At 61.9% G+C, this 23,177-nt stretch carries 23 protein-coding genes and 1 pseudogene; 14 read left to right on the forward strand and 10 right to left on the reverse strand.

What is annotated here, in order from left to right:
- Positions 1-204 precede the first annotated feature (204 nt).
- The 3 genes from J7E83_RS04160 to J7E83_RS04170 form a co-directional block, all read right to left on the reverse strand.
- Complete coding sequence (locus tag J7E83_RS04160) at positions 205-1,146, reverse strand: SPFH domain-containing protein (protein WP_214959359.1); 942 nt, start codon at positions 1,144-1,146, stop codon at positions 205-207.
- Between the two features lie 37 nt (positions 1,147-1,183).
- Positions 1,184-1,648, reverse strand: coding sequence for an NfeD family protein (locus J7E83_RS04165; RefSeq protein ID WP_214959361.1), 465 nt, complete (start codon positions 1,646-1,648; stop codon positions 1,184-1,186).
- A gap of 134 nt (positions 1,649-1,782) precedes the next feature.
- Positions 1,783-2,667 carry a methyltransferase domain-containing protein gene (locus tag J7E83_RS04170; RefSeq protein ID WP_214959363.1) on the reverse strand — a complete coding sequence of 295 codons (885 nt, stop codon included), beginning with the start codon at positions 2,665-2,667 and terminating at the stop codon, positions 1,783-1,785.
- Between the two features lie 101 nt (positions 2,668-2,768).
- On the opposite strand from J7E83_RS04170, the gene J7E83_RS04175 reads away from it, so the two are divergent.
- A complete protein-coding gene (locus tag J7E83_RS04175) occupies positions 2,769-4,835 on the forward strand; it encodes a S9 family peptidase (RefSeq protein ID WP_214959365.1) in 2,067 nt (688 codons plus the stop codon).
- Positions 4,836-4,890: 55 nt separating this feature from the next.
- On the opposite strand, the gene J7E83_RS04180 is transcribed toward J7E83_RS04175, so the two are convergent.
- The gene (locus J7E83_RS04180; protein WP_214959367.1) at positions 4,891-5,556 is read right to left on the reverse strand and encodes a peptide deformylase; all 666 of its coding nucleotides are present in this window, start codon (positions 5,554-5,556) and stop codon (positions 4,891-4,893) included.
- Between the two features lie 60 nt (positions 5,557-5,616).
- On the opposite strand from J7E83_RS04180, the gene J7E83_RS04185 reads away from it, so the two are divergent.
- Positions 5,617-6,048 carry a nuclear transport factor 2 family protein gene (locus tag J7E83_RS04185; RefSeq protein WP_251043438.1) on the forward strand — a complete coding sequence of 144 codons (432 nt, stop codon included), beginning with the start codon at positions 5,617-5,619 and terminating at the stop codon, positions 6,046-6,048.
- A 26-nt stretch (positions 6,049-6,074) separates the two neighbouring features.
- Here the strand turns inward: J7E83_RS04185 and J7E83_RS04190 are convergent, their stop codons facing one another.
- The 3 genes from J7E83_RS04190 to J7E83_RS04200 are packed head-to-tail and all read right to left on the reverse strand — an operon-like array spanning position 6,075 to position 9,114.
- Positions 6,075-7,208 (reverse strand): NAD(P)/FAD-dependent oxidoreductase, encoded by a 1,134-nt coding sequence (locus tag J7E83_RS04190; RefSeq protein ID WP_214959369.1) that lies wholly within the window; start codon positions 7,206-7,208, stop codon positions 6,075-6,077.
- The gene (locus J7E83_RS04195; protein WP_214959371.1) at positions 7,201-7,893 is read right to left on the reverse strand and encodes a class I SAM-dependent methyltransferase; all 693 of its coding nucleotides are present in this window, start codon (positions 7,891-7,893) and stop codon (positions 7,201-7,203) included. The genes J7E83_RS04190 and J7E83_RS04195 overlap by 8 nt, the downstream gene beginning before the upstream one ends.
- Before the next feature lie 15 nt (positions 7,894-7,908).
- The gene (locus J7E83_RS04200) at positions 7,909-9,114 is read right to left on the reverse strand and encodes a type III polyketide synthase (RefSeq protein WP_214959373.1); all 1,206 of its coding nucleotides are present in this window, start codon (positions 9,112-9,114) and stop codon (positions 7,909-7,911) included.
- A gap of 260 nt (positions 9,115-9,374) precedes the next feature.
- Here J7E83_RS04200 and J7E83_RS04205 point away from each other — a divergent pair, with 260 nt between their 5' ends.
- On the forward strand, positions 9,375-11,765 hold the full coding sequence (locus tag J7E83_RS04205; RefSeq protein ID WP_214959375.1) for an excinuclease ABC subunit UvrA: 2,391 nt from the start codon (positions 9,375-9,377) through the stop codon (positions 11,763-11,765).
- 116 nt (positions 11,766-11,881) lie between these two features.
- Here the strand turns inward: J7E83_RS04205 and J7E83_RS04210 are convergent, their stop codons facing one another.
- Entirely contained in the window at positions 11,882-12,280 is a 399-nt protein-coding gene (locus J7E83_RS04210; RefSeq protein ID WP_214959377.1) for a VOC family protein, read from the reverse strand.
- Positions 12,281-12,971: 691 nt separating this feature from the next.
- A pseudogene (locus J7E83_RS04215) lies at positions 12,972-13,692 on the reverse strand (recombinase family protein).
- Positions 13,693-13,959: 267 nt separating this feature from the next.
- Here J7E83_RS04215 and J7E83_RS04220 point away from each other — a divergent pair.
- From J7E83_RS04220 to J7E83_RS04240, 5 genes are all read left to right on the forward strand, one after another.
- Positions 13,960-15,384, forward strand: coding sequence for a Fic family protein (locus tag J7E83_RS04220; protein WP_214959379.1), 1,425 nt, complete (start codon positions 13,960-13,962; stop codon positions 15,382-15,384).
- Between the two features lie 965 nt (positions 15,385-16,349).
- Positions 16,350-16,709 carry a PadR family transcriptional regulator gene (locus J7E83_RS04225; RefSeq protein WP_214959381.1) on the forward strand — a complete coding sequence of 120 codons (360 nt, stop codon included), beginning with the start codon at positions 16,350-16,352 and terminating at the stop codon, positions 16,707-16,709.
- The gene (locus J7E83_RS04230) at positions 16,706-17,257 is read left to right on the forward strand and encodes a hypothetical protein (protein WP_214959383.1); all 552 of its coding nucleotides are present in this window, start codon (positions 16,706-16,708) and stop codon (positions 17,255-17,257) included. Before J7E83_RS04225 ends, J7E83_RS04230 begins: the two co-directional genes overlap by 4 nt.
- A 202-nt stretch (positions 17,258-17,459) precedes the next feature.
- The gene (locus J7E83_RS04235; protein ID WP_214959386.1) at positions 17,460-18,365 is read left to right on the forward strand and encodes an aminoglycoside phosphotransferase family protein; all 906 of its coding nucleotides are present in this window, start codon (positions 17,460-17,462) and stop codon (positions 18,363-18,365) included.
- A gap of 293 nt (positions 18,366-18,658) precedes the next feature.
- Positions 18,659-19,276 carry a DinB family protein gene (locus J7E83_RS04240; RefSeq protein ID WP_251043439.1) on the forward strand — a complete coding sequence of 206 codons (618 nt, stop codon included), beginning with the start codon at positions 18,659-18,661 and terminating at the stop codon, positions 19,274-19,276.
- A 445-nt stretch (positions 19,277-19,721) separates the two neighbouring features.
- Here J7E83_RS04240 and J7E83_RS04245 read toward each other — a convergent pair whose 3' ends face one another.
- Positions 19,722-19,850: a PEP-CTERM sorting domain-containing protein gene (locus J7E83_RS04245; RefSeq protein WP_214959388.1), complete on the reverse strand. Its 129-nt coding sequence runs from the start codon at positions 19,848-19,850 to the stop codon at positions 19,722-19,724.
- A gap of 435 nt (positions 19,851-20,285) precedes the next feature.
- Between J7E83_RS04245 and J7E83_RS04250 the strand changes: the two genes are divergently transcribed.
- The 6 genes from J7E83_RS04250 to J7E83_RS04275 all read left to right on the forward strand — a co-directional run bounded on the left by J7E83_RS04250 (position 20,286) and on the right by J7E83_RS04275 (position 23,166).
- On the forward strand, positions 20,286-20,684 hold the full coding sequence (locus J7E83_RS04250) for a hypothetical protein (protein WP_251043440.1): 399 nt from the start codon (positions 20,286-20,288) through the stop codon (positions 20,682-20,684).
- Positions 20,685-20,797: 113 nt separating this feature from the next.
- Complete coding sequence (locus tag J7E83_RS04255) at positions 20,798-21,439, forward strand: helix-turn-helix domain-containing protein (RefSeq protein WP_214959390.1); 642 nt, start codon at positions 20,798-20,800, stop codon at positions 21,437-21,439.
- A gap of 16 nt (positions 21,440-21,455) precedes the next feature.
- Positions 21,456-21,806 carry an IS30 family transposase gene (locus J7E83_RS04260; protein ID WP_214959392.1) on the forward strand — a complete coding sequence of 117 codons (351 nt, stop codon included), beginning with the start codon at positions 21,456-21,458 and terminating at the stop codon, positions 21,804-21,806.
- Between the two features lie 24 nt (positions 21,807-21,830).
- Positions 21,831-22,313, forward strand: a complete 483-nt coding sequence (locus tag J7E83_RS04265) for a helix-turn-helix domain-containing protein (RefSeq protein WP_214959394.1) — start codon at positions 21,831-21,833, stop codon at positions 22,311-22,313.
- A gap of 47 nt (positions 22,314-22,360) precedes the next feature.
- Complete coding sequence (locus J7E83_RS21575; RefSeq protein ID WP_214959396.1) at positions 22,361-22,654, forward strand: IS3 family transposase; 294 nt, start codon at positions 22,361-22,363, stop codon at positions 22,652-22,654.
- Positions 22,648-23,166: an IS3 family transposase gene (locus J7E83_RS04275; RefSeq protein WP_214959399.1), complete on the forward strand. Its 519-nt coding sequence runs from the start codon at positions 22,648-22,650 to the stop codon at positions 23,164-23,166. The genes J7E83_RS21575 and J7E83_RS04275 overlap by 7 nt, the downstream gene beginning before the upstream one ends.
- Positions 23,167-23,177: the final 11 nt, after the last annotated feature.

Here is a 23,177-nt window from a genome sequence, read left to right on the forward strand (position 1 = left end):
TGCGAAGCTTTCTTGTTCCAGCGGATCTGCTCCCGCCGGACAAATATCCCATTATACGGGTGCCCACTGGAGGGACAAAATTCTCACGCCTCAGCCGGGCGGCGAAATACACGCGAAGTGCTCACAAAACAGCGGGAGGGGTCTTCATCAAGTGAAGCCCCCTCCCAACCAGCCACAACCGATTGTCGTATCCGACTGTCCGGATTACGGCTGTTTGACCGTTTCGTCGTCGAACAATCCGCCGGCACTACCCGGATCAGGATTGGTGCCGCCCAGGGCGTTGCCTATGCCCTTAAGGGCTTCGCCAACCTCGCTGGGGATGATCCACAGCTTGTTGGATGACCCCTCGGCAATTTTGGGAAGCGTCTGCAGATACTGGTAGGCCAGCAGCTTTTGGTCTGGATTTCCCTTGTGGATGGCGTCGAAGACCTTTTGAATGGCCTGGGCCTCACCGTCGGCGCGCAGGATGGCCGCCTTGGCATCACCCTCGGCGGCCAGGATCGAGGCCTGGCGCTGGCCCTCGGCAGTCAGGATGGCTGACTGCTTCGTTCCTTCCGCGGTGAGGATTGCCGCACGGCGGTCACGTTCGGCCCGCATCTGCTTTTCCATGGAATCCTGGATGGAGTGCGGTGGATCGATTGCCTTCAGTTCCACCCGTGAGACACGGATGCCCCATCGGCCGGTGGCCTCGTCGAGCACACCCCGCAGCTGTCCGTTGATCTGGTCACGTGACGTCAATGCCTCTTCCAGGTTCAGTCCGCCCACAACGTTACGCAGCGTGGTGGTTGTCAGCTGTTCCACGGCCTGGATGTAGTTGGCTATCTCGTACGTCGCCGCACGCGGATCCGTGACCTGGAAATAGACGACCGTATCGATCGACACCACAAGGTTGTCTTCGGTGATGACCGGCTGCGGAGGAAAGGACACTACCTGCTCGCGCAGATCCAGGAGCGGCAGGAGCCGGTCCACGAAAGGGATCAGGATGGTCAGGCCGGGATTAAGCGTCCTCTGGTACTTGCCCAGCCGCTCAACAACTCCCGCCCTCGCTTGGGGAATGATGCGCACCGAGCGGACCAGAACAATAATCACGAACACAATCAGGACCACCAGCACAATGGCCACAGCGGCACCTCCAGCGTTATCCATACATCTCCTTATTCCCCAGTTGTTAGTGAAGCTGTATCTATGCCGGGTCAGCGGTTTCCGGCGGGGCGGAGACGACAGCCGTCGCTCCGTCGATTGCGGAGACCACTACTTTTTGGCCGGCGGCCAGGGCTCCGCTTGCGGAGCGTGCGCTCCAGACGTCGCCGCCGATCTTCACGAGACCGCCCGTTGAGCTGACGGCTTCCATCACCAGGGCCTGTTCGCCGATGAGCCGGTCCACATTGGTGCGTTGCTCCGACGGTCCCTTTTTCAGGTGACTGAGGGCAACCGGACGGACAAATGCAATCATCAGCAGCGACACCACGCAGAAGACGATGATCTGCAGCCAGAGGTCCGCGCCTGCAAAATCCGCCACAAGGGCGGCCAGGGTTCCCCCGCCGAGCATGATGAAGAAGAGGTCGAGGGTGATCATTTCGATCACTGCGAAAGCGAGGAAGACTGTGAGCCACAATGCCCACCAGTTCCCGCCCAGCCATTCAAACATTCCGTCCCCCTTCGCCCTCCGGAGGGCCTGCCTGCCGCGGCGGCGGGTCCTCCGGTAACTGTCCCTCCATCCTAGTCCGCAGGCTGTGACGGCGGCACAAAGCGAGGTGCCACTCCCGGATAGTGGCCAAGTCGTTACCCTGCCGGACCTGCCAGCCGGAAGACGGTAATCCTGAACCGGGCTTCCACCTCGATGACCGGGGCCAGGCCCTCCAGCTTCCCGACGATGGCTGCACGGTCCACATGATGTCCCGCCGGTCCCATGAAGGCCAGATCCGCTGCCTCGCCGAGAGTCAGCACCAAGGGGATATCCAGGTTATCGGCGGACTCGACCACGAAATGAGCTGACATCGAATCCGCCAGCCTGTCGTCTTTGTCCGCCCCGATCCCCAGCATGCCGGTCTGCCTGGCGAGGGAGGCCAGGTGGCCTGCCCTGGGAGTGACAACCACCAGTCGGCCGCCCGGCCGGAGGACCCTCGCGAATTCCGCCGCGTTGCGGGGAGCAAAAATCACGGTGACGACGTCGACCGCGGCGTCTGCCACCGGAAGCGGCTGCCACACGTCACAGGCAAGGTTGACTGCATCCGGGTTGAGGCGCGCTGCCCGCCGAAGGGCGAATTTTGAGATGTCCAGCCCGACGGCGGTGACGCCGGCAGCGGCAGCGCCCACGGTGTCCAGGAGCACCCTGAGGTAGTGGCCTGTCCCGGTTCCCGAATCCAGGATGGTGCGGTTGCCGCCGGACAGAACGGGAGCGACGGCGGCAGCAACGGCTTCCGCCAGCGGGCGGTAATGACCGCTCTCGAGAAAGGCGAACCGGGGCGCCACCATCTCGGACGTGTCGGCCTCGAAGACGGTGCCCTTCCCGACGAGCAGATTGAAATAGCCTTGCTTGGCTGCATCGAAGCTGTGCCGGGACCCGCACACCAGGGCCGGCCTTCCGGCTGCCAATACGGCGTCCCCGAAGTCGAGCGGAGCCCGGCAGATCGGGCACAGCAGCGGGAGGAAAGGGGCGGAGGGCATACGCTCCATCTTAGGGCGGTCGCGCTGGCGCATGATGAAATGGAGGCCGAACTGCGTGCCGAGTAGCTTCCCGGGAGAAAAGCGCACGTTAGGCTCACAGGGTGAAACCCGAACACCTCCCGCTGTTGAATTCCGTCTCCGCTCCGGCTGTACACCCGGACGGCAGCAGGGCTGTTATCTCGGTAACCAGGCCGGATTTCGGCACGGACTCCTATGTCGGCCAGTTGTGGACTGTCCCGCTGGACCCGCAAAAACCTCCCCGCCGGATCACGAGGGGTTTCCGGGATACCTCTCCGGCGTTCTCACCGGACGGGAGTGTACTGGCCTTCCTCCGGATAGCGGGACCGTCCGCAAAGCCACAGCTTTATCTGGTGGAGGCTGGGGGAGGGGAACCGCAGCGGCTCACCGACAGGCTGCTCGGCGTCGAGTCTTTTGCCTGGTCTCCCGGCTCCCGCCGGATCGTCTTCACTTCGCGCGAGCCGGCGGGGGGCCGCTACGGCAGGAGCGAAGGCGCCGGCCGGGAGTCGGAGGACCCGCGACTGATTACCACCTTTCAGTACAGGTTGAACGGGGTGGGCTACACGAGGGACAAGCCCGCGCAGCTCTTCATCCTGGATGTTCCCGAGCCTGGTGGCGAACCCCCGGTACTTTCCAGGGGTCGATCTGAGGAGGGCCCGCATGGCGGGACTCCTGAAGGTCCGGCCGCTCCGGACCGTGGAAAGGACTCCTTCGGCCCTGTGCCCCCAGCCCTTCACTTGACGTCACTCGAGGCCGACCACAATAGTGCGGGCTTCAGCTCCGATGGTGCCGCCGTCTTTTTCGTGGCGGCCCCGCCCGGGAATGACCCGGACCTGTCGACGACCATCTACCGGGTTCCGGCCGATGGAGGGGAACCCCGGCCGGTGATGCCGTCCGGTGATGCCCTGCGGCAGATCCAGCACGTCCGGCAGTCCAAAGACGGCAAGTGGCTCTTCTTCATAGCGAGGGAGCTGGGAGATTCGGGTACGGACTTCGTCGCCCGCAACTCCGTCCTGTATTGCATGCCGGCGGAAGGCGGCGAAGCGGCTGCGTTGACGGATCCGGAAATGATGGACGTTGCTTGCCCTGGTGGCCGGATTGAGCTTCGCGGCCCCGACGGGGCTTTGGTCCTCAACAATGCCCAGGGCACGGTGGAGCTCCTCATGCTGGGTGCGACCGGAGACCATGCCCTCCTGGTACATGGCGAGCGGGCGGTGACGGGCGCAGCGTGGGCCGGCGGTTCGATGCTGATTGCCCTCAGCGATCCGTCCACAGCGGGAGACCTCGCAGTGCTCGACGACGGGCAGCTGCGGCTCCTCACCGACTTTTCGGCCCCACTCCGGACCCAGGGGGAAATAGTGGTTCCACAGGACGTGACCTTTGAGTCGGGGGACGGCTACCCGGTCCATGGCTGGATAGTCAAGCCTGCCGGCAAAGGCCCGCATCCAGTGCTGTTGAACATCCACGGCGGGCCTTTCGCCCAATACACGGCAGCATTCTTTGAGGAAGCGCAGGTTTACGCCGAGGCCGGGTACGCGGTTCTGATGTGCAATCCCCGAGGCTCCGCGGGCTACGGCCGGGAGCACGGACTGTCTATCAAAGGCAGGATGGGAACAGTTGACCTGCAGGATGTGCTGGCGTTCCTTGAGGGCGCCCTGGAGAGATTTCCGGTGCTGGATGCCGGACGGCTGGGCATCATGGGTGGATCCTATGGTGGATACCTTACTGCGTGGGCAATATCCCAGGATCATCGGTTTAAAGCTGCAATTGTGGAGCGCGGGTTTTTGGACCCCGTCAGCTTTGAAGGTTCCGCCGACATCGGATGGTATTTCGGCATCGAATACATGGGTGCCTCACCTTCGGAGATGGCTGCCCAGAGTCCCATGGGACGCGTAGATATTGTGCAGACCCCCACCCTGGTCATCCACAGCGAAGATGACCTGCGGTGTCCGCTCGAGCAGGGCCAGCGCTATTTCACAGCCTTGAAGCGGCGCGGGGTGGAGACCGCGCTGCTGGTTTTTCCTGGTGAGGACCATGAACTGTCGCGGTCCGGGACGCCGCACCACCGCCGTCAAAGATTCGAGCACATCCTGCGTTGGTGGTCCCGCTTCCTGCCAACGGCTGCCAACCCCGCACAGCCTGGCTGGTAGATACGCCTGGCCGGACGACGGGTCAGGGGCGTTCAGTGGCTCAGGGTTCAGTGGCTCAGGGGCGTTCAGGCAGGAAGTCCAAGGCAGCACGCGCCTTGCCGATGCCCGGCTCCGCCCAGCGCGCTGCGTACTCGGCGTTGCTGCTGAGTGACCTGAGCTCGGCGCGGTCAACATAGAGGATGCCGTGCAGGTGATCGGTCTCGTGCTGCACGATCCGGGCCTGCCAGCCACGGAACTCACGTTCCGCCGGTGCGCCGCCGGGAGTTTCGAACTCGAGCAGCACCTGCTCATGGCGGACCACCACTGCCTGCAGTCCGCTCAGCGAAAGGCAGCCTTCAAAAAATGCGGCATTGTCGGTTCCAAGGGGGCGGTAACGGGGATTGAGGATCGGCAGGAAGTCCAGCGGCGTGCGGTTGCGCACCACAGCCGCCTCCGGATCGACGTCGAACTGGTCCTCCAGCACCGCAAGCTGCAGGGGAACGCCCAGTTGCGGTGCGGCCAGCCCGACGCCCGGGGCTTCATGCATGACGCGCCTCATGAGGTTAATGAGCTGCTCCAGTTCGTCGGCCCTGATCTGGCCGTTAAAGGCAACGGCGTGCTGTCGGAGCACAGGATGGCCGGCTTGGACTATCGGCGGCAGCGTTTCGGCCGAGAGGAGTTCCTGCACGGCTTCCTGGATCTGCGCCGTGCTGAAGGGCGTAGGCGGGGAGGCTGGGGTCATGGGGAAAGCCTAGCCGCGGAAGACCGGCGGCGGCCGCAGCCTTCCGCTAGTCTCGATGCCATGGCTGAACTGAATGCTGAAATGGAACTACCCGGAAAGACGCCCCTTGACCGAGTGCTGGACTTTGTCCGGACCCTGGAAGCGGGAGGAGGCGCCGACGGCATCAGGCCATTCCTCTCCGAGGATTTCATCCTGGTCGAAGCTCCGCACCTGCTGGCCCCGGAAGGCTCCACCCGCACCCTCGAACAAATGCTTGCAGGCGCGGACCAAAGCGCGCAGGTGGTCGCCGACCAGAAATTTGAAATCCGGCGCACAACGTGTGAAGCCGGCCGCGTCGTGGTCGAAGCGGACTGGTCCGCTACATCAATGATGAACCTGAAATATTGGGACGCGGGCGAGACGATCCGCGCCCGGACCTCCTCGGTGTTTGAGGTCCGGGACGGCCGGATCGTCAGCCAGGACAGCTACGATTGCTATTTCACGGGCGCCTGACCGGCCCAGCCAGCCTGAGGTGCACGTCATTGCATGGTGAACCGCCTGGCCACCAGCCTGTTTACGGCCGGGATTGCCGCAACCGCCCCGATGGCGGAATTCCGCAAACCCAGGACGGCCCCGGGCAACGGCCGGCCCAGCATCATGTTGACCTCGGACTGCCATCTCGCTACATCCGCTGCCCGCCGGCGCCGGAGCTCGAAATCCTGTAGACGGCGCCCAACGTGTGTCCCCTCCAGGGCCGCGCAGATAATCGGCGCCAGCTCCTCGGCGTCCAGCCAGCCCAGGTTCATGCCCTGGCCCCCGATAGGGCTGATTTCGTGGGCTGCGTCTCCGATCAGCGCTATCCTGCCTGTCACGAGCCTGCCGGCGATGCTTGACCGGACACTGAAGCTGCTGAGCATCGAGTTGGTCGCGGCCTCCGGAAGGACTCCGGTGCGCCGCCGCACCAGGGCAGCGAGACCGGTGGCACTGAGGGCAGCCATCGGTTCGCCGACCCGGACCACCCAGCGCCGCAGCCCACCTGGCAGCGGAAAGGACTCGACGATCCCGCCTTCCTCAAGGAACAGCACCGCGTCCTGTCCGAAGCTTCCTGCGGCGGCATAATCACCCATGACGTAGTGGTCGGGGTAGGTTTTGCTCCGGACAGGGATACCCACGAGGCTCCGCATCAGAGACCGGGAGCCATCCGCCGCCACCACCAGGGCGGCGGAGTGTTGGCAGGGGAGATACGCGGCGTCGGCCTCCACGGTGACCTTGCCGCCGTCGTCCTTTATCCCTGTTACCCGCGCCCCCCTCACCAGGGCGGCGGGGTCAAGCTCGCGGACGCGCAGCTCCAGAATTTCCTCGGTGCGGAACTGTGGAAGCGCCAGGACAAACGGAAACCGCTCGGAAACCTCCGCGAACGACAGGGAACCCACTGTCTTTCCACCGCTCACAGCGATGCCCCGCCGGATGGCTATGCCCTCGCTGACCAAAGTGGAGGCCACGCCTACGCGGTCCAGTGCTGTGAGCGCCGGCGGGTGGATGCCGATGGCGCGCGAATGCCGGTCCCGCTGAAGCCGCTGCTCCAGGACGCGTACGCGTACTCCCTCCTGCAGTAGCAGCGCCGCCAGGAACAGGCCTACCGGGCCGCCCCCCACGATGAGCACATCAGTCATCCGGACGGTCCTTGCGGAGGGCCAGCAACTGGTGGAAGGGGGAGCGGGGCTCCGAATGCCACCCAGCCGGAGCGAGCTCAGCTAGTTCAGCCGGAGTGTAGCTGCGCCGGATGGATGTCAGGCCGTCAGCCCTGATGAAGGATCCCCTGAATGGAAGTGCGGCGACGAAGAACAGGGCGTAGGCTGCCGGGCTGCGGCGGAGGTCATTGTGCAGGGCTTTCCGGCGCGCCAGCGCCCGGGAATCGGCGAGGAGCTGCTGAAGCTCCTCCGGCTGCAGGTGGTGGAGGACGTGGTTTGAAATCACGACGTCGTAGCGTCGGCCTTCCCTCAACAGGGTCGAGCTGTGTGCCTGCCGGAATTCGACGCCGGCAATGTGGGGCCTTCGGCCCGCGAACGTGTGGGCCCGGCTGTCCGGATCGATCCCGGTGACATGAAGCTTCACCTTGTCCCGGGCGGCCCAGCCAGCCAGCGTGACTGCAAGGTCGCCTCCTCCGGAGCCGATGTCCAGGACCGACGTGGTAGATTCCGCGGACAGCAGGGGGCGCAGTTCAATGGCGTAAAGCCGGCGCCAGCCGGAAAGGGCCCTGTTCACCACGGCGAACTGCCGGTAGGTCCTTTCCAGCCGGACGGGGTCGCAGTCCGGCAGGTCCATCGTTTCCACGGCGTCGGAGGCGCGCCGCCGCATCAGCAACACCGCGCCTCAGGCCAGCGACGATTCCGCCGTCGGCTGCCCTTCAGCCCGCTCCTGGTCAGGTTCCGACACTTGAGGCTTACCACCCGTAGCCTGGCGGAGCTTTGTGAAAAGGCCGGTCTCCACGGTGAGTCCGGGTCCGAAGGCCATGGAGCAGATGCGCTCGGCGCCGTCCTCCGGGGCCTGTTCCAGAATGTGCTTGAGGACAAACAGGACGGTGGCGCTGCTCATGTTTCCGTAGTTCCGAAGGGTCTCGCGGGCCGGTACGAGCTGCTGGTCTGTGAGCTCGAGCCGCGACTGGACCTTGTCCAGGATGCTTCGTCCGCCTGGATGGATGGCCCAGTGCCGAATATCGCTGTAGGGGCGGCCTTGCACGGAGGGGTCACGGGCCAGGAGCGGCTCCAGCGCCCCCACGATGTGGTCGTCGATGATGTGGGGGACATAGTTTCCGAGCACCATTTCAAACCCGTGGTCGCCGATGTTCCAGGCCATCGATTCCTCACCGACGGGCGTCAGCACGGTTTCAAAACAGTCAAGCTGCAGCAGCGCTTCCGGCGTCTCCCGTGCCGTAACGACGGCGGCGGCAGCGCCGTCCGCGAACAGTGCCGACCCCATGATGGTGTCCGGATCGTTGGAGGTGCGGACGTGCAGCGAGCAGAGTTCGGCGCAGACCACCAGGACGACGGCCTGCGGATCGGCCTCGCAGAAGGACTTGGCGGCGCGCAGGGCTGGAAAGGCGGCATAGCACCCCATAAAGCCCAGATGGTAACGCTGGACTGCCGGATCCAGCCCCAGGGCACGGACAATTTTGTAGTCAGGGCCGGGGTTGAAGAAGCCGGTGCAGGACACCGTGATCAGATGAGTTATGTCGCGTAAGTCCAGATCGGGACAGGCATCCACGGCTGCCTGCGCCGCGTTGACAAAGAGCTTGGTGGCCTCGCGTCCAAAAATGTCGTTGCGGACCTTGGTGCTGGGATTCAGGAGGAGCCCTGTGGCCGGGTCGAAGAACTGGGGATTATCCGCCCGGGAATCCATGGTCAATTCCTCGACTGCCGTATAGCGCGTATCGATGGCAGCGGAGTCGAAACATGTGCTCACGAGCCTGGAACCCAACCTGGTGAGCCCTGGCTGCGCCGCGAAAACATCCCTGGCTTCCGTCTGGATCAGCAATGTCGGCGGAAGGGCAGTTTCCAGTGAGCGCACATAGACCGTCATTCGTTCATTCTTGGCGAGCCGGGCTGATAAGACAATGGCCGGGCCGGCCAGATGGGGTTTGGACTGGGCAGACCCCTATGTTTGACCTGAGAGGTGACCAGACTGGTCAGGAATGGAGAAGCGCCGCTCACGAACCCGCACCTAGAATGACAGCCATAGACATCAGGCTCGCTGCTCGAAGCTGATTGGACCGAGGCTGATGGGACCGAGCCAGGCGACACCGACTGCGAAGGCGGGTCCGACTAACAGATGGAGACACGATGAGCATCGCCACGAGGACAGACACGCAGCCGCCTGCGCAGCACGTTGCCGACAGCCACGATCTGATCCGCGTGCAGGGCGCGCGGGAGAACAACCTCAAGGACGTCACCGTCGAGCTGCCGAAACGGCGCCTGACGGTATTCACCGGCGTCTCGGGCTCGGGCAAGAGCTCCCTGGTGTTCGCCACCATCGCTGCCGAGTCGCAGCGCATGATCAATGAAACATACAGCGCCTTCGTCCAGGGCTTTATGCCCTCGCTGGCCCGGCCCGAGGTGGACTTCCTTGAGGGACTAACGACGGCGATCATCGTTGACCAGGAGCGGATGGGCGCGAACCCCCGTTCCACGGTGGGCACCGCCACTGACGCGAACGCCATGCTCCGAATCCTCTTCAGCCGGCTGGGCACGCCATACGTCGGCCCGCCCACGGCGTTCTCCTTCAACGTTCCGACCCGCAAGGCCAGCGGCGTCATGTCCACGGACAAAGGCGGACGGGTCGAGAAGGCCGTCGTCAACCAGGCCGTCTACCTCGGCGGGATGTGCCCGCGGTGTGAGGGAATGGGCAGCGTCAATGACATCGACCTCACAGCGCTGTACGAGGACGGGAAGTCGCTCACCGACGGTGCTCTCCTTGTTCCCGGCTACTCGATGGACGGCTGGTACGGGCGGTTGTTCGAGGGTGTTGGCCTGCCGATGGACAAGCCGATCTCGAAATTCACGAAGAAGCAGCTGGACACGATGCTGTACGCGGAGCCCACCAAGATCAAGGTGGAGGGTGTCAACCTGACCTTTGAGGGGATCATCCCGAAGATCCAGAAGACGATGCTGTCCAAGGACCCCGAGGCGATGCAGCCGCATGTGCGCCGGTTTGTGGAGCGCGCGGTGACTTTCCAGACCTGTCCGGAGTGCGAGGGGACCCGGCTGACCCAGCAGGCCCTGTCCTCCAGGATCCATGGCAAAAACATCGCCGAGCTGTGCCAGATGCAGATCAGCGACCTCGCCGGGTGGGTCCGTGAGCTCAAGGACGCTTCCGTGGCACCCCTGCTCAAGGGGCTTCAGCACCTGCTCGACTCGTTCTCAGACATCGGCCTGGGCTACCTCAGCCTGGACCGGCCGGCCGGCACACTGTCCGGGGGAGAGGCGCAGCGCACCAAGATGATCCGGCACCTTGGCTCCTCGCTCACCGACGTCACCTACGTCTTTGATGAGCCCACCATAGGGCTGCACCCGCACGACATCGAGCGGATGAACCAGCTGCTGCTCCAACTGCGCGACAAGGGCAACACCGTGCTCGTGGTGGAACACAAGCCGGAGACCATTGCCATCGCTGACCATATCGTCGACCTCGGTCCCGGGGCCGGCAGCGCGGGCGGCACGGTCTGCTTCGAAGGCAGCGTCGAGGGCCTGCGGGGGAGCGAAACCATCACCGGGCGCCACCTGGGGGACCGCGCGTCCCTCAAGGACTCGGTCCGCAAGGCTACCGGAGCGCTGGAGGTCCGCGGCGCCTCGATGAACAATCTGCAGGGGGTCGACGTCGACATTCCGCTGGGTGTGCTCATCGTGGTCACCGGGGTGGCCGGCTCGGGCAAGAGCTCGCTCATCCACGGTTCGGTGGCCGAACGGGAGGGCGTGGTGGTGATCGACCAGGGCGCAATCCGAGGGTCCCGCCGCAGCAACCCGGCCACCTACACCGGCTTGCTTGAGCCCATCCGCAAGGCGTTCGCCAAAGCCAACGGCGTCAAGCCGGCGCTGTTCAGCTCGAACTCCGAAGGCGCCTGCCCCACCTGCAACGGCGCCGGCGTCATCTTCACCGAACTGGGCGTGATGGCCACCGTCGAGTCCCTCTGTGAGGAGTGCGAGGGCCGACGCTTCCAGGCTTCCGTGCTGGAGTACACGCTCGGGGGCCGCAACATCGCCGAGGTGCTGGCTATGTCCGTTACGGAGGCCGCTGGCTTCTTCGCCGAGGGCGAGGCCAAGACGCCGGCCGCGCGAACCATCCTTGAGCGACTCGCCGACGTCGGCCTGGGCTACCTCAGCCTCGGCCAGCCGCTCACCACGCTCTCGGGCGGGGAGCGCCAGCGGCTTAAGCTGGCCACCCAGATGGCCGAGAAGGGCGAGGTCTATGTCCTGGACGAGCCCACAACCGGCTTGCACCTCGCCGACGTCGAGAACCTGCTGGGCCTCCTCGACCGCCTTGTGGATTCAGGTAAATCGGTCATCGTCATCGAACACCACCAGGCGGTCATGGCGCACGCGGATTGGATCATCGACCTGGGTCCCGGCGCAGGGCACGACGGCGGCCGGATTGTCTTCGAGGGAACACCTGCCGACCTTGTCGCCGCGCGTTCCACGCTCACCGGCGAGCACCTCGCCGCCTATGTCGGCGCCTAGTTGGGCGGCGCTATTCTGAGCCGGATGCCTTCATGGGCGATCGGTCGGCCGGTGAGCGCGCCATTGCCTCGACGATGGTGGACGCTGGCGCCCATTTCGTGCGCCAAGCCTCACCCTCAATCGATGGGTGATGGAGTTCCAGGGTTGTTGGCCAGGGAGCGTTTGTAATGATCTTCGGACTGGAGAATGCAAAACAGGTTTCCGCCGGGGTCTGCCAGGACAACCCATCCCTCGTCGCCGGACTGCCCGATGTCTGCATGTGTGGCTCCGAGCTTGAGGGCGCGCCTGACACAGGCTGACTGATCCTCCGGGCGGAGGTCCAGGTGGATCGCGCCCTGTTGGATGGGGCGATCGGACGCCTGGATGAGGAGAGTTGGCCCGTCGTCGCCGACCAACTTCACCGATTCACTGTGGTTGGGCGCGATCCGATAGCCGAGTAGTTCGCGCCAGAACCGAGCGACGTCTCTCGGTCGGGCGGTCTTGATTGTGACCGTGGCGATCCAGATGGCAGACATGAGCCAATCTTCCGCGACGGGCTCCAATTGCGCCAGATCTTGTAATGGAAGCCGCCCCAGCCGGTTTGCGGCTGGGCCGGCTGCAGGTGCTGTAGACGGATCGTAGGCGCTGCCTGAGGTGGCCCGGGTGGAATGTGGTGTCTGTGGGGACATCCCACATCGTGAGTTATGTCAACTAATAGTTGATGACTCGGCTGCGCCGCGCGTCGGGGTTGGAATGGAGGCACGAGCATCCAATTCCGATCCGAACCCCCTGAAGCTGCCACAGGCCGATCCGGCTCTCGGAATTCACGGATCCCGGAGTGACGATTTTGCGTGAAACTGCCAAGCGCCAAGGATTGGGGCTAAGTGGCCGCCCCAACCGGCTTCATGCTAAACGCCGATAATGTACATTATGTCAAGTAAAGGCCAAGGGGGCGCGTTTGGTTTGAAGTCACTGCACGGCCTTGCCCTGACCATCGGCCTGTCTCGTGCGACCGGGATCCAAAAACGTAGCGTCTACTGGCGGCCTGTATTATCCGAAGAATCGTTAATAGTTGAGGTCGCGGGATGAAACCGAGAATGTCGGCGGGGCTGGAGATGCGCAGTTCGTTGTTCATGGAAATTCTCTCGTCCTTTGCTGAGGATTCTGTGGGTGGGGCGCTCGTGGTGAGTGGCCAGCTTCCCCTCTCCCCCGACGCTTCTATGTCTGTCAAGCGGGTAGAAACGGGTGCTGGCGCGGACCATAGCGGCGCGGCTTTGGTGACCGGCCAGCTTCCCCTCTCCCCCCGTTGTTTTGGCTGCTGGCGAAGCTTGCGGAGCTGTGGCCGACGGAGGCCTGTCTACCCGCAGGGCAAGGGGAGGGAAAATCCCGGAGGAGATCAGCGACGAAGGAGCGCCGCAGGGAAATTTCTGCACCGCGGGCCCCCAGTTCAGCCTGAGTATGCTCACCGGCATCGTGCAGCGTTAGAAGATGTTTTCCGCTGCGTCCTGGATAATTTTGGTTGCTTGCCTCCCAGTCGCCCCTTCGCTTTTGCGACTGCCATGCCCTCGGGGGTGCGCATCCGGATCAGATCCGCCTCAAACTCGGCCACTATCCCCAGGACGTTAAACAGCAGCCGGCCGACCGGATCAGTCGGATCGTGGATGCTGCCGCCGAGACTTAGCACCACCCCTTTGGCCGTCAGCCCATCGGCTATGTCCCGGGCATCGGAAAGGGAACGTGCCAAACGGTCCAGCTTGGTCACCACGAGCGTATCTCCGGCCCGACACGCCGCCATAGCTTCACGGAGCCCAGGGCGTACCCGGTTAGCTCCCGTCAGTCCTTGATCGACGAAGATCTGCTTCTCCTCAACTCCCAAGGCACGGAGTGCGTTTCGTTGGGCGGTCAGGTCCTGGTCGTTTGTCGAGACGCGGGCATAACCGATCTTCATTCCAGTCCTAACAAACACGGTTGCAGTAATCCCCCCCCCATCACCGTGCATATCATCGTGCGGGTCTTACGTACATCGCCTAGGCCAGCAATCGTCCGGGAACCTGCCGGCAGGTTCCCGGGGCACGGTGATCGACCGGCTTACGGGCGCGGCCTCATTCCGCATTGGATCTCCTCAGCACGGACCAGTCACCGCTGACATGTGGCCCGCTTCAGCATGCGCCCGGTACACCAACTGCAACAACAGAAGCGTTGGTACATTGCAACTATGGCTAAATCAACCCTTGCTTACACCGCCCTCTGCCCTTTCTCCCACTGGGCAACATGCACAGTTGACAAGGACGCACTGACGAGAGTTGCGGCGAGGATCCAATCGGTCGCCGACACCGACTCCGAGCGCGGCTTGCGGTGGGCCCAGGATCGCATTTTGAGAGCCACAGCATTTGAGACGGGCGCAGTAGAGAACCTGTATGACGAAGGCGCTACGTACACGGTTGCAATGGAACATCCTGGATGGGAGGAAGAGCTTGAACGTAGTGGGGACGGAGCAGCGCAACACTTTGCTGATCAGTTGGCCGCCTACTTTCAAGTCAGGGAGTGGGCTGAGACTCCCCTTGAAAGACCATTAGCAGAAGTTGATATTAGAGACCTTCACACAATTGCCACCAAATCACAAGAGATTCATCCAGTAAGAACACAATTTGGAACACAGGACCATAGATTTATTTCCGGCGCTTACAAAACTGAACTAAATGCAGTTCTGGAACGCGATGGTAATATTCATCACTATGCCCCGCCTAATCAGGTTCCGCAAGAGATGGAAGAGCTGTTAAGAACCTGCCGAAGTGAGGAGTTTATCAACGCTCACCCCGTCTTAAAATGCGCCTACGTACACTGGGTAATTGCACACATACATCCGTTCGCGGACGGAAACGGTAGAGTTGCTCGCGCCTTTAGCTCGATGCCGCTTCTTGAGAGTTATGGCGTCCCATTTGTCGTATACGCGAGTAAGAAACGTCGATACCTGCAAGCGCTTGAAGCTGCTGACAACCACCACCACCAGGAGATGGTCGACTACGTCGCAGAACGATTGGAGTCGGTACTGTCTTACCTTGCGGAATTGCTAGAGTCCGCGCGTACGGCGGAGCAGGCCGATGCTAGCCTTACTCAGATCCAGAATCTTTTGGCTTTTCAGCAAGATCGGCTCGAGACGCGCGAGGAGGCTGCTAATCGCGTCCACAAAGGTCTGGAAAAACTTCTAAGGGAAGAAGCAGCCGAACGCCTTGGCGCCCAAAGTATTCAGTCAGAGGTTGATCAGAAAGGTTACGCGTACCGACCAATATTCGGCATTAGCGGAGGGGGAAGCTATAGCCAAGTTGGTACCAATGATATCCGGTTAAGGCTGAGCGTAAATGCGGTGAGTGAACATCGTTCAGACACAGGAGTAGCGGTTGGTTACGCCACCAAGGAAAGCTCAAATGCAGTCGTGATAATCAGTGGAGACAGCACCCCGGATTTATCCTTCCGACTAGAAGACTGCAGTCCAGAACTCAGCATGGAGGCCGAGTTGAGACTTCGAAACTTTGCCATCAAGTTCACTTACGCTGCGGCGCATAAGCTTCAAGGGGAGCTTCAAGGAATTCTGAAGGAGCATGGCCGCCTGCCCACGGTGATCAGCGAAGGGGAAGCCTAAATTGGCTGCCGCAGCGTTTCGATGGAGGATCCTTCACCGGACACGGCCCGCGCCATCGACCGTTCACAGCACGCCCGTCAGGACCTCACATAGCCTTAGGGGTGTGGGGACAAATACGAGAAGTGTGGTGATGCGGGCCGTCCGGAGAAGGCCGTGCTTGCGGTAGGACTGGCAGGATTCGCAATGTTGGCCATCGGCTCCATATATGCCATACGACATCCGTGGTCCCGGGATGAACCCATCGGTCCAGTACGGGCACGGTACATCGTCTTAACTCTCGTTGGGATCGCGCTCGAAGTTGTCTACGTCGCCGTCGTTCTGTTCCAGGACACCGCAGTTCCGGTCTAGGTCGCCAGGTGGAATCGGCTGTGTCAGAAGTTTCGGACGAACACGCTGATCAGCAGTCGAGATGGAATTGCCGTATTCACGCGGCCGAAGAGAAGTGCCCGGTTAGGGATCCATCAAGGCGCACTGCGGCTTCGGCGCAGAAGGATACGGTCAGTGGATGAAAGCAGAACTTATCGACTCGCGGGATCAGACCCTCCAGGTCGCCGACCCAACGTACCGGGTCCATTTCTGGGCGGAAGGCGGTGACGCAAAAGAGGAGTGGGAGCTTTCAGGAGCCGACCTTAATGAGGTGCTCGAATGGATCCCTGCGCATTCCCACGGGCGCTCTTACAGTCTTTGGGCGGTGACGCGACTACCAGAAGAGGCGTGCTTGATTCGTCTGCTGGGCATGGACCTTGATTCTGGGTCAGCTGCGTGGCCCAGCTGGGCCACGCAAACTTACTAGTAGCGTCCGGTAAAGGATCCCCAAGTCGACGCGGCGGCGTCCGCTGAGCCACCGGCTTTCGGGCGGGTGTTTGAGCCAGGACGGGCTTACATCAACGAACCGACCAGGCAAGATAACCGGCCGGAAAGTCTCAGCCATTGACATAGGGAAGGTATCTTCCTATTCTTTGGGCATGCCCCGACGTAAAGAAGGCACGCTGCTTCCATTGGAGGTCCGTGTTCTGGAGATTGCCCAGCAAGCGCACTCAAAGCGGACCCCCATGTACGGGTTCGCGCTGGCAAGCGCACTATCCGAAGACGGCGGAAAGTCACTGACAGGCCATGGCACTCTGTACAAGGTGTTAGCCCGCCTAGCAGACGCTGGCCTGCTGGAAACGGAGTGGGAAGACCCGGACATTGCTGAGGCTGAACATCGGCCACGGCGCCGCCTCTACCGCATCTCATCCCAGGGAACCACAGCCTTGAGTGCGGCCCATAAAGCTCCAGCCACGACCCCGCACCCAATAACTATCCTCCGGCCGGTTCAGCAATGACCAGCCTCCGGGAGCTTCCAACGTCGAGAACCACCGCGGCGGTTCTCTGGTGGGTCAACTTCTACACCCAGTCCTTGCCCGGCGAGGTGGCCCAGCAGCGACGCGATGAGCTGATTTCGGACATCTACGAGCAGCTTGTCGACGGCGAACGAAGAGCACTGTCACGGGGCTCAGTGGACCGTGCCATCGCCAGTCGCGCCCTCCGCGGCCTGTCCGCTGACCTCAGCTGGAGCAGGAAACAGCAGCAACGAAAGGAAAAGACAATGAGCACCCCACAAGCAGCACCAAAACCCACCACCAGCCCGGTCACCATCCGTCTCAGCAGTCTCGGCTGGGCCATCCTTGCCCTTCTGGCAATCCTCGGTCTCGCCACTTCAATCACCGAAATTGTTGAGTACGGAGGCAATCGCTTCGGTTATGTCCCCTGGCCTGGGGCAGGAAATATCAACACAAACCTGGTCCAACTCATCTGCAGCGCCGTTCTCCTGGTCCCGGCCTCCGTCATCACCATCATGAGACTAATCCGGCACCGGGCTCGTATCGCGTAACGGATGCTGCTCTACGACCTTTCTTGGTAGCTGATCAGCAAATGGAATTCACGACCACACGGATTCCGGGGCAAACCAGCGATACAGCCACGAACGGTGCCCGCTCGTTGCCAAGCCCAACGGACCGGTTCGCTCCCTCATGACGCCCGATGTTGCGGTTCTTGGCCGTTCCCCGTTCCATTGGGAAATGGATAATCGGTGGATGAACTTGGCGGACGGCATTCGTGCCGTACTGATCAAAGAGGCTGGCGCGGCTCAGGTGGCCATTGAGCTGGTTGACGGCGGGTATTCCGGCAGCGTGGCCGGAGTCGCGGCGACTTCCACCGATTCATTCTTCTTCAAGGCAGTTGGCGTCGATTCGTTGCCGGCGAACGACTATCGAACCGAAGCACGGGTGGCTAGGGCAATCGCATCGCGTGTACCCAGCCCGCGGTTGCGGTTTGAAGAAGTCGCTGACGGGTGGATTGTTTTAGGCTTCGATGTTGCCCCAGGGATCATGCCCGCAGAACCGTGGTCAAGACGCCAGCTCAATGCCGTTCTTTCGATGCTCGACGACTTGACCGGAGTGCTCACGCCCTCCCCTGTGGCGGGACTTCCCTCGCTGGCCGACCGGATGAGGGGCCGCAGCACAACATGGGCACTGCTCGAAGGGTCAGGCCACCGCGATGCACTCACAGTTGGTGACCTTACTAAGTGGGAGCAGCAGAATCTGCACCAGTTGGCGGAGCTGGAGCGACGGTCTGACGCCCTTTTGGTTGGCGAGACGCTGCTCCATTTCGATCTCCGCCACGACAACCTCACCGTCGATGACAATGGCGCGATCTGCATACTGGATTGGGGACGGGCGTGCACCGGTCCCGCCTGGGCGGATGTGGTTTGCCTCCTTCTCGAATCGGACGCTGGGATGAACGATCTCAATCGTGCGTTTCTCGGCACAGCAAGGGGCGCGGCCGCCGATCCGGTGGCCGTGGATTCATTCCTTGCGATCCTCGCCAGCTACTGGCGTCATGCAGCAACGATGACAAAGGGCGTGCCCGGCGACCTGCAGCAACGCCGTTCGGCTTCCGCAGATTGGACGATCAAGTGGCTCAGACACCGTTTGAACTGACTGTTTCGCCCCGACCCCGCCTGGGCCAGTTGGAGGACGCACCGGGACGGACTATGGGACGGCACGAACGGCGTTGATGGTGCGATCGTCCGGTGCTTATCAACGAAATGCCCTGCCCACTGGCGGCCACCAGATCCTGGCCATATACGGGCCCACTCGTGGCCGCGTGTGGGCACTTTCTCACGGCCACCAACAAACCTTTGCCCGTAAGCCGGTCGCTGACCATGCACGCTTGAGGATCGTCAATCGTTCGGGGGCCTTACCGGCCTGACGTTGAGACTATGCTTTGTGCCATGATGACCAATCAGCGCCTCCAGCCACTGCTCGAGCAGTACGACTGGGCAACGGAGCGACTTCTCACTCGCCTCGCCGGGCCCACCAGCAACTCAGGTGATGGCAGCGACGTCGACGTACCGGTGCTAACGGACGCCGAGTACCTGTGGGAACCGGTCAACGCGTGCTGGTCGGTTCGGAGGCGCACCGATGGGCCCGGACCGGGCGCCATCAAGCTCATCGGCGCGGGGAAGTGGGGACGAGACGGCGCCCCTGAAAGTCCGTGGCCCCCGCCCCTCACGACGATCGCCTGGCGGCTCGATCACATCTCCGAGACGCTGTTGGGCCGGTCCAGCCACCTCGGGGGCGACCGGACGTTCGATCGAGCGACTTACGAATCACGACCAGATGCAGCCGGCGCCATCGAGAGGTTCCGTCACGCCGCAGCCGACTGGCGCCGAGTACTGCTCAGTGTCGACGAGTCCGACTACGACCGGACCGGACTAAGCAGCTACCCGTACGGCAGCGACGCCGAGGAGACGTTTCCGACGATCGTGTGGTGGGAGAACCAGGAGATCCTGCACCACGGAGCCGAGATCGCGCTGCTCCGCGACCTCTACGTTCACCGCGCTCAATAGCGATGAGCGTGCACCGCGGATAGCTCAGCCGGCGCAGTCTCTACGAAGTCGCGATTCCGTTAATGTTGCAAACAGCGACGGCAATGGCGGCCGTTTCGAGTCAGGATCTGTCCCAGCGATTCATCGGCTGTGACGACCAGCATTTCATTGTCCTCTGCGCTGGCGGCCATGCGTCGCGAGGCGGCATCTGCGGTTGGACTGTCGGCTTCTCCCGGGTACTGCCCGGCGTCATCCCTGTGGCTGTGACAGCCTCATTCAGGACCACCTCGCATGTGGAGTCAGGCAAGGGCAGTTGGGGGACGGTATGAGCGCAGCGAATCCTGTAAAGGTCTACCCTTTCGCTGGTGGATTTGATCACCAGCGCCCGTAAGCCGATCCCCTACCGCACGCTTATCTTTCTCGTTGGGCTTTCCCGCCCTCGCGTATCCGACAAACACGGATCCAACTATTTCTTACGTCGCCTCATGATCACGAACGCGGAAATTCCAAGAATCAACAGCAGGACGGCGGAGAAGGCCACTACGAGCACGGGGTCAAGTCCCACTCCTCCGTAGCTGGGAGCGAAAGGTGCCATCTGCAGTCCCCGTTCTGCGATCAGTGTCCGCGTCTCAATATAGCGGTTTGGAATGACCATACGATGGGGTAAGCAGCGTCAGGAATCCCTGGCAGTAAACGTTCATCCAAAGGTGACCGCAAGGGGATCCCTTATGGGACGCCCGTTCACGTCCGATAGACCACCGGCTAACGGGACGGAATGCGAGGGGCCCCTCCTGGGACAAGCATGGTGCGCTGCTTATCTGCTTCGCTGGGGCAGCTGCTTGATCCATCATCAATGTCGGCAGCCGATCAAACGTAGTGCACACTAGAGAGGGGCCCTGCTATAAACAGATGGGATTGGCTGAGGCATTCCCGACCGATTCAGCGGTCAGGATAATGTCAGGACTATGCGTGAACTTTTGTTAGTGACCCTCGGCGTGTTCTTCGTTGTCGGAGGCATAGGGACCTTTCTATGGATGCGCACGCTAGAGCGCAGGACAAGCCATCTCGGTTGGACGGACCACGTCAGGCGTTCGACAAGCGTCGCCGGATTCAGTTTGCCGTGTCCGTGGCGGCAGCCGCCGGCATTTATTTGCTTGCGGTATACGCGCTCGAATTATCTACGGGCACCGCAAACACCAACGGATTTGGGCTGGTACTCCTTCTCGTCTCTGCTATTTGGTTTACATTCCGTAAGGACATAGCGCGATATCAGTACCAGACCATCATGGCGATGTTCAACCGGAACCGACCCGAGCAGGATGAAGAGCAACGACAGGTCAAGGCTATGGAATCCCTTGGAACTGGTTTCAGCGTTTTGCTCTTCTCCACCGGGGTTCTGTTGCTCACGTTGAACTTAGTGTTTTCCTGACGCCGGCCCTCTAACTGCCCGCCCAAGGATCCTTGGGTTCTTGCGGTGATTGCAACACTTAGCGGATGGGTGTTGTCATGGCGGGGTATTCAATTCATTTGAGGCCTGATCTCTTGCAGGTTTTTTGGGCCGGGATGCAGGCCGGTGATTTCATCACGGACGCTGTGGCTCCGATCAATACGAGCCGGCGGACTGGGCGCAGGGTCCTGCTTGAGGCGGGCGGTGTCAGGCCCCGACGGGGCCGTGATCTGAAGGGCCGGTGTCTGACTTTCGGCCAGCGAGAGGAGATCGCAATACTGCGCGCCCAGGGACAATCACTGCGGCAGATCGGAGCCGTGGTCGGCAGAGCGGCCTCCACGGTGTCCCGTGAGCTGCGGCGCAACTCGGTGGCGGGATTGCCCTACCGGGCGACGTCCGCTCACGCGCTGGCCTATGAGCGGGCTTCGCGGCCGAAACCAGCGAAACTGCATACGAACCCGGTGTTGCGTGCGAAGGTGGAAGAGGACCTGACAAAGAAGTACTCACCCGAGCAGATCTCAGGACGGCTCCGGGTTGAGTTCCCTGATGAGCCGGAGATGCGGGTGTCACCCGAGACGATCTACCAGTCCCTTTACGTGCAGTCCCGCGGGGCGCTGAAGCGTGATCTGGCCGCGTGTTTGCGCACCGGGCGGGCTATCAGGCAGCCCTGCAGAAAGGCCGGCCAGCGCAAGAACCGGATCCCGGGAATGATCAACATTTCCGAGCGTCCCACCTGAGGTTCAGGACCGGGCGGTGCCAGGGCATTGGGAAGGGGATTTAATAATCGGCAAAGGCAACCTGTCCGCGATCGGGACGCTGGTCGAGCGGACCACCAATTACACGATGCTCGTGCACCTGCCAGACGGGTACAAAGCCGAGCAGATGCGTGATGCGCTGGCCGCGAAGATCAAGACGCTCCCCAAGGCACTGCGTCATTCCCTGACCTGGGACCAGGGCATCGAGATGCAGGACGGGAAAACCGTGAAGATCGACACCGGCATCGAGATCTACTTCTGCGACCCGCACTCACCCTGGCAGCGCGGCATCAACGAGAACACCAATGGCCTGCTGGAGTGGTCCCCGGAAGTTGGACACCCAATTTAGGATCCTTCTTCAGGGAGTAGTCAGATGTACTTGAGAAGCACGTTGAGTCACTCCGATGCAGTGTCGGCTATCGAGTTGTTCGAGCAAGGGCTGACTGCGAAGTCCGTCGCGCTTGCTCTTGATCTAGCACCCAACCCTGTCCAAATGTTGTATGAACGATGGCAGGTTCGAGGATCGGGTGCGCTGATGACAAGAGACCGTAAGCAGTACGACATCGAAACCAAGCTCTTGATCGTGCGGCGTCATCTTCAGGGCGTGTCCGGACGCGTCCTGGCCAAGGAGTATGACCTTCCCTCTCCCGGCACCGTCACGAATTGGACGAGAATTTACCGGCGCGATGGTGAAGACGGCTTACGCCCGAAGAAACGGGGCCGGCGACCGGTCAATCGCGAGAACGCACTTCCCGAGAGCGAGGTTGAGCAACTCCGAAGGGAGAACGAGCGGTTACGTGCGGAGGTGGCGTACCTGGGAAAATTGCGGGCCTTGAGGGCACAGGAACGACGCTGAAAGTTCAAGCGATCGATGACCTCAAGGCCCACCACCGGTTACCGCTGTTGCTGCACCTGGCAAAGATTCCGCGGTCCACGTTCTACGACCACCGCAACCGGCTCACCCGGCCCGATCGGCACGCGAAACTCAAAGAAGCCATTCGCCAGGTTTTCACGCAGGCGCGAAGCGCTTATGGGCATCGACGCGTCCTGGCCATGCTGCTGCGAGAGGGATGGACAGTGTCGAAGAAGACCGTGCTGAAGCTCATGCGCGCGCTCGGGTTGCAAAGCCCAGTGCGTCGCCGGCGCAGATATAACTCCTACCGTGGCGAGGTCGGTAGGCTGCTAAGAACGTGTTGAACCGCCAGTTCGAGACCGCGACCAAACACACCAAATGGGCCACCGACGTCACCGAGTTTACGGTTGGCGCCTCCAAAATTTATGTCTCGCCGGTCCTTGATCTTCATGACAACCGGATCGTCTCTGTCATGGCAGGTCCGTCTCCGAGCGTCAAGATGGTCACCGATGGCCTTCGCACTGCGATCAGCGGCCTCGCTCCGAACGAGCGACCCCTGGTCCATTCTGATCAGGGATTTCAGTACCGGCACACGCTCTGGCAAGACACGCTACGGGGAGCCGGGCTGACTCAATCGATGTCCCGCAAGGGCACATGCCTGGATAACGCCGCCATGGAAGGATTTTTCAGTCACCTCAAAGAGGAATGGTTCCGGATCCAGCAACCCAGCACCGTCGAGCAGTTCCACATCGGGCTAACCGAGTATCTGCGTTGGTGGAACAGCACCCGAATCCAACAAAGACTCGGCTACCTCAGCCCCGACGAGTACCTCGCCCAAACCCTCGCTACCGCGTAACGTTCAATTCA

The sequence above is a fragment of the Arthrobacter sp. ISL-48 genome (assembly GCF_018613805.1).
GTDB lineage: Bacteria > Actinomycetota > Actinomycetes > Actinomycetales > Micrococcaceae > Arthrobacter.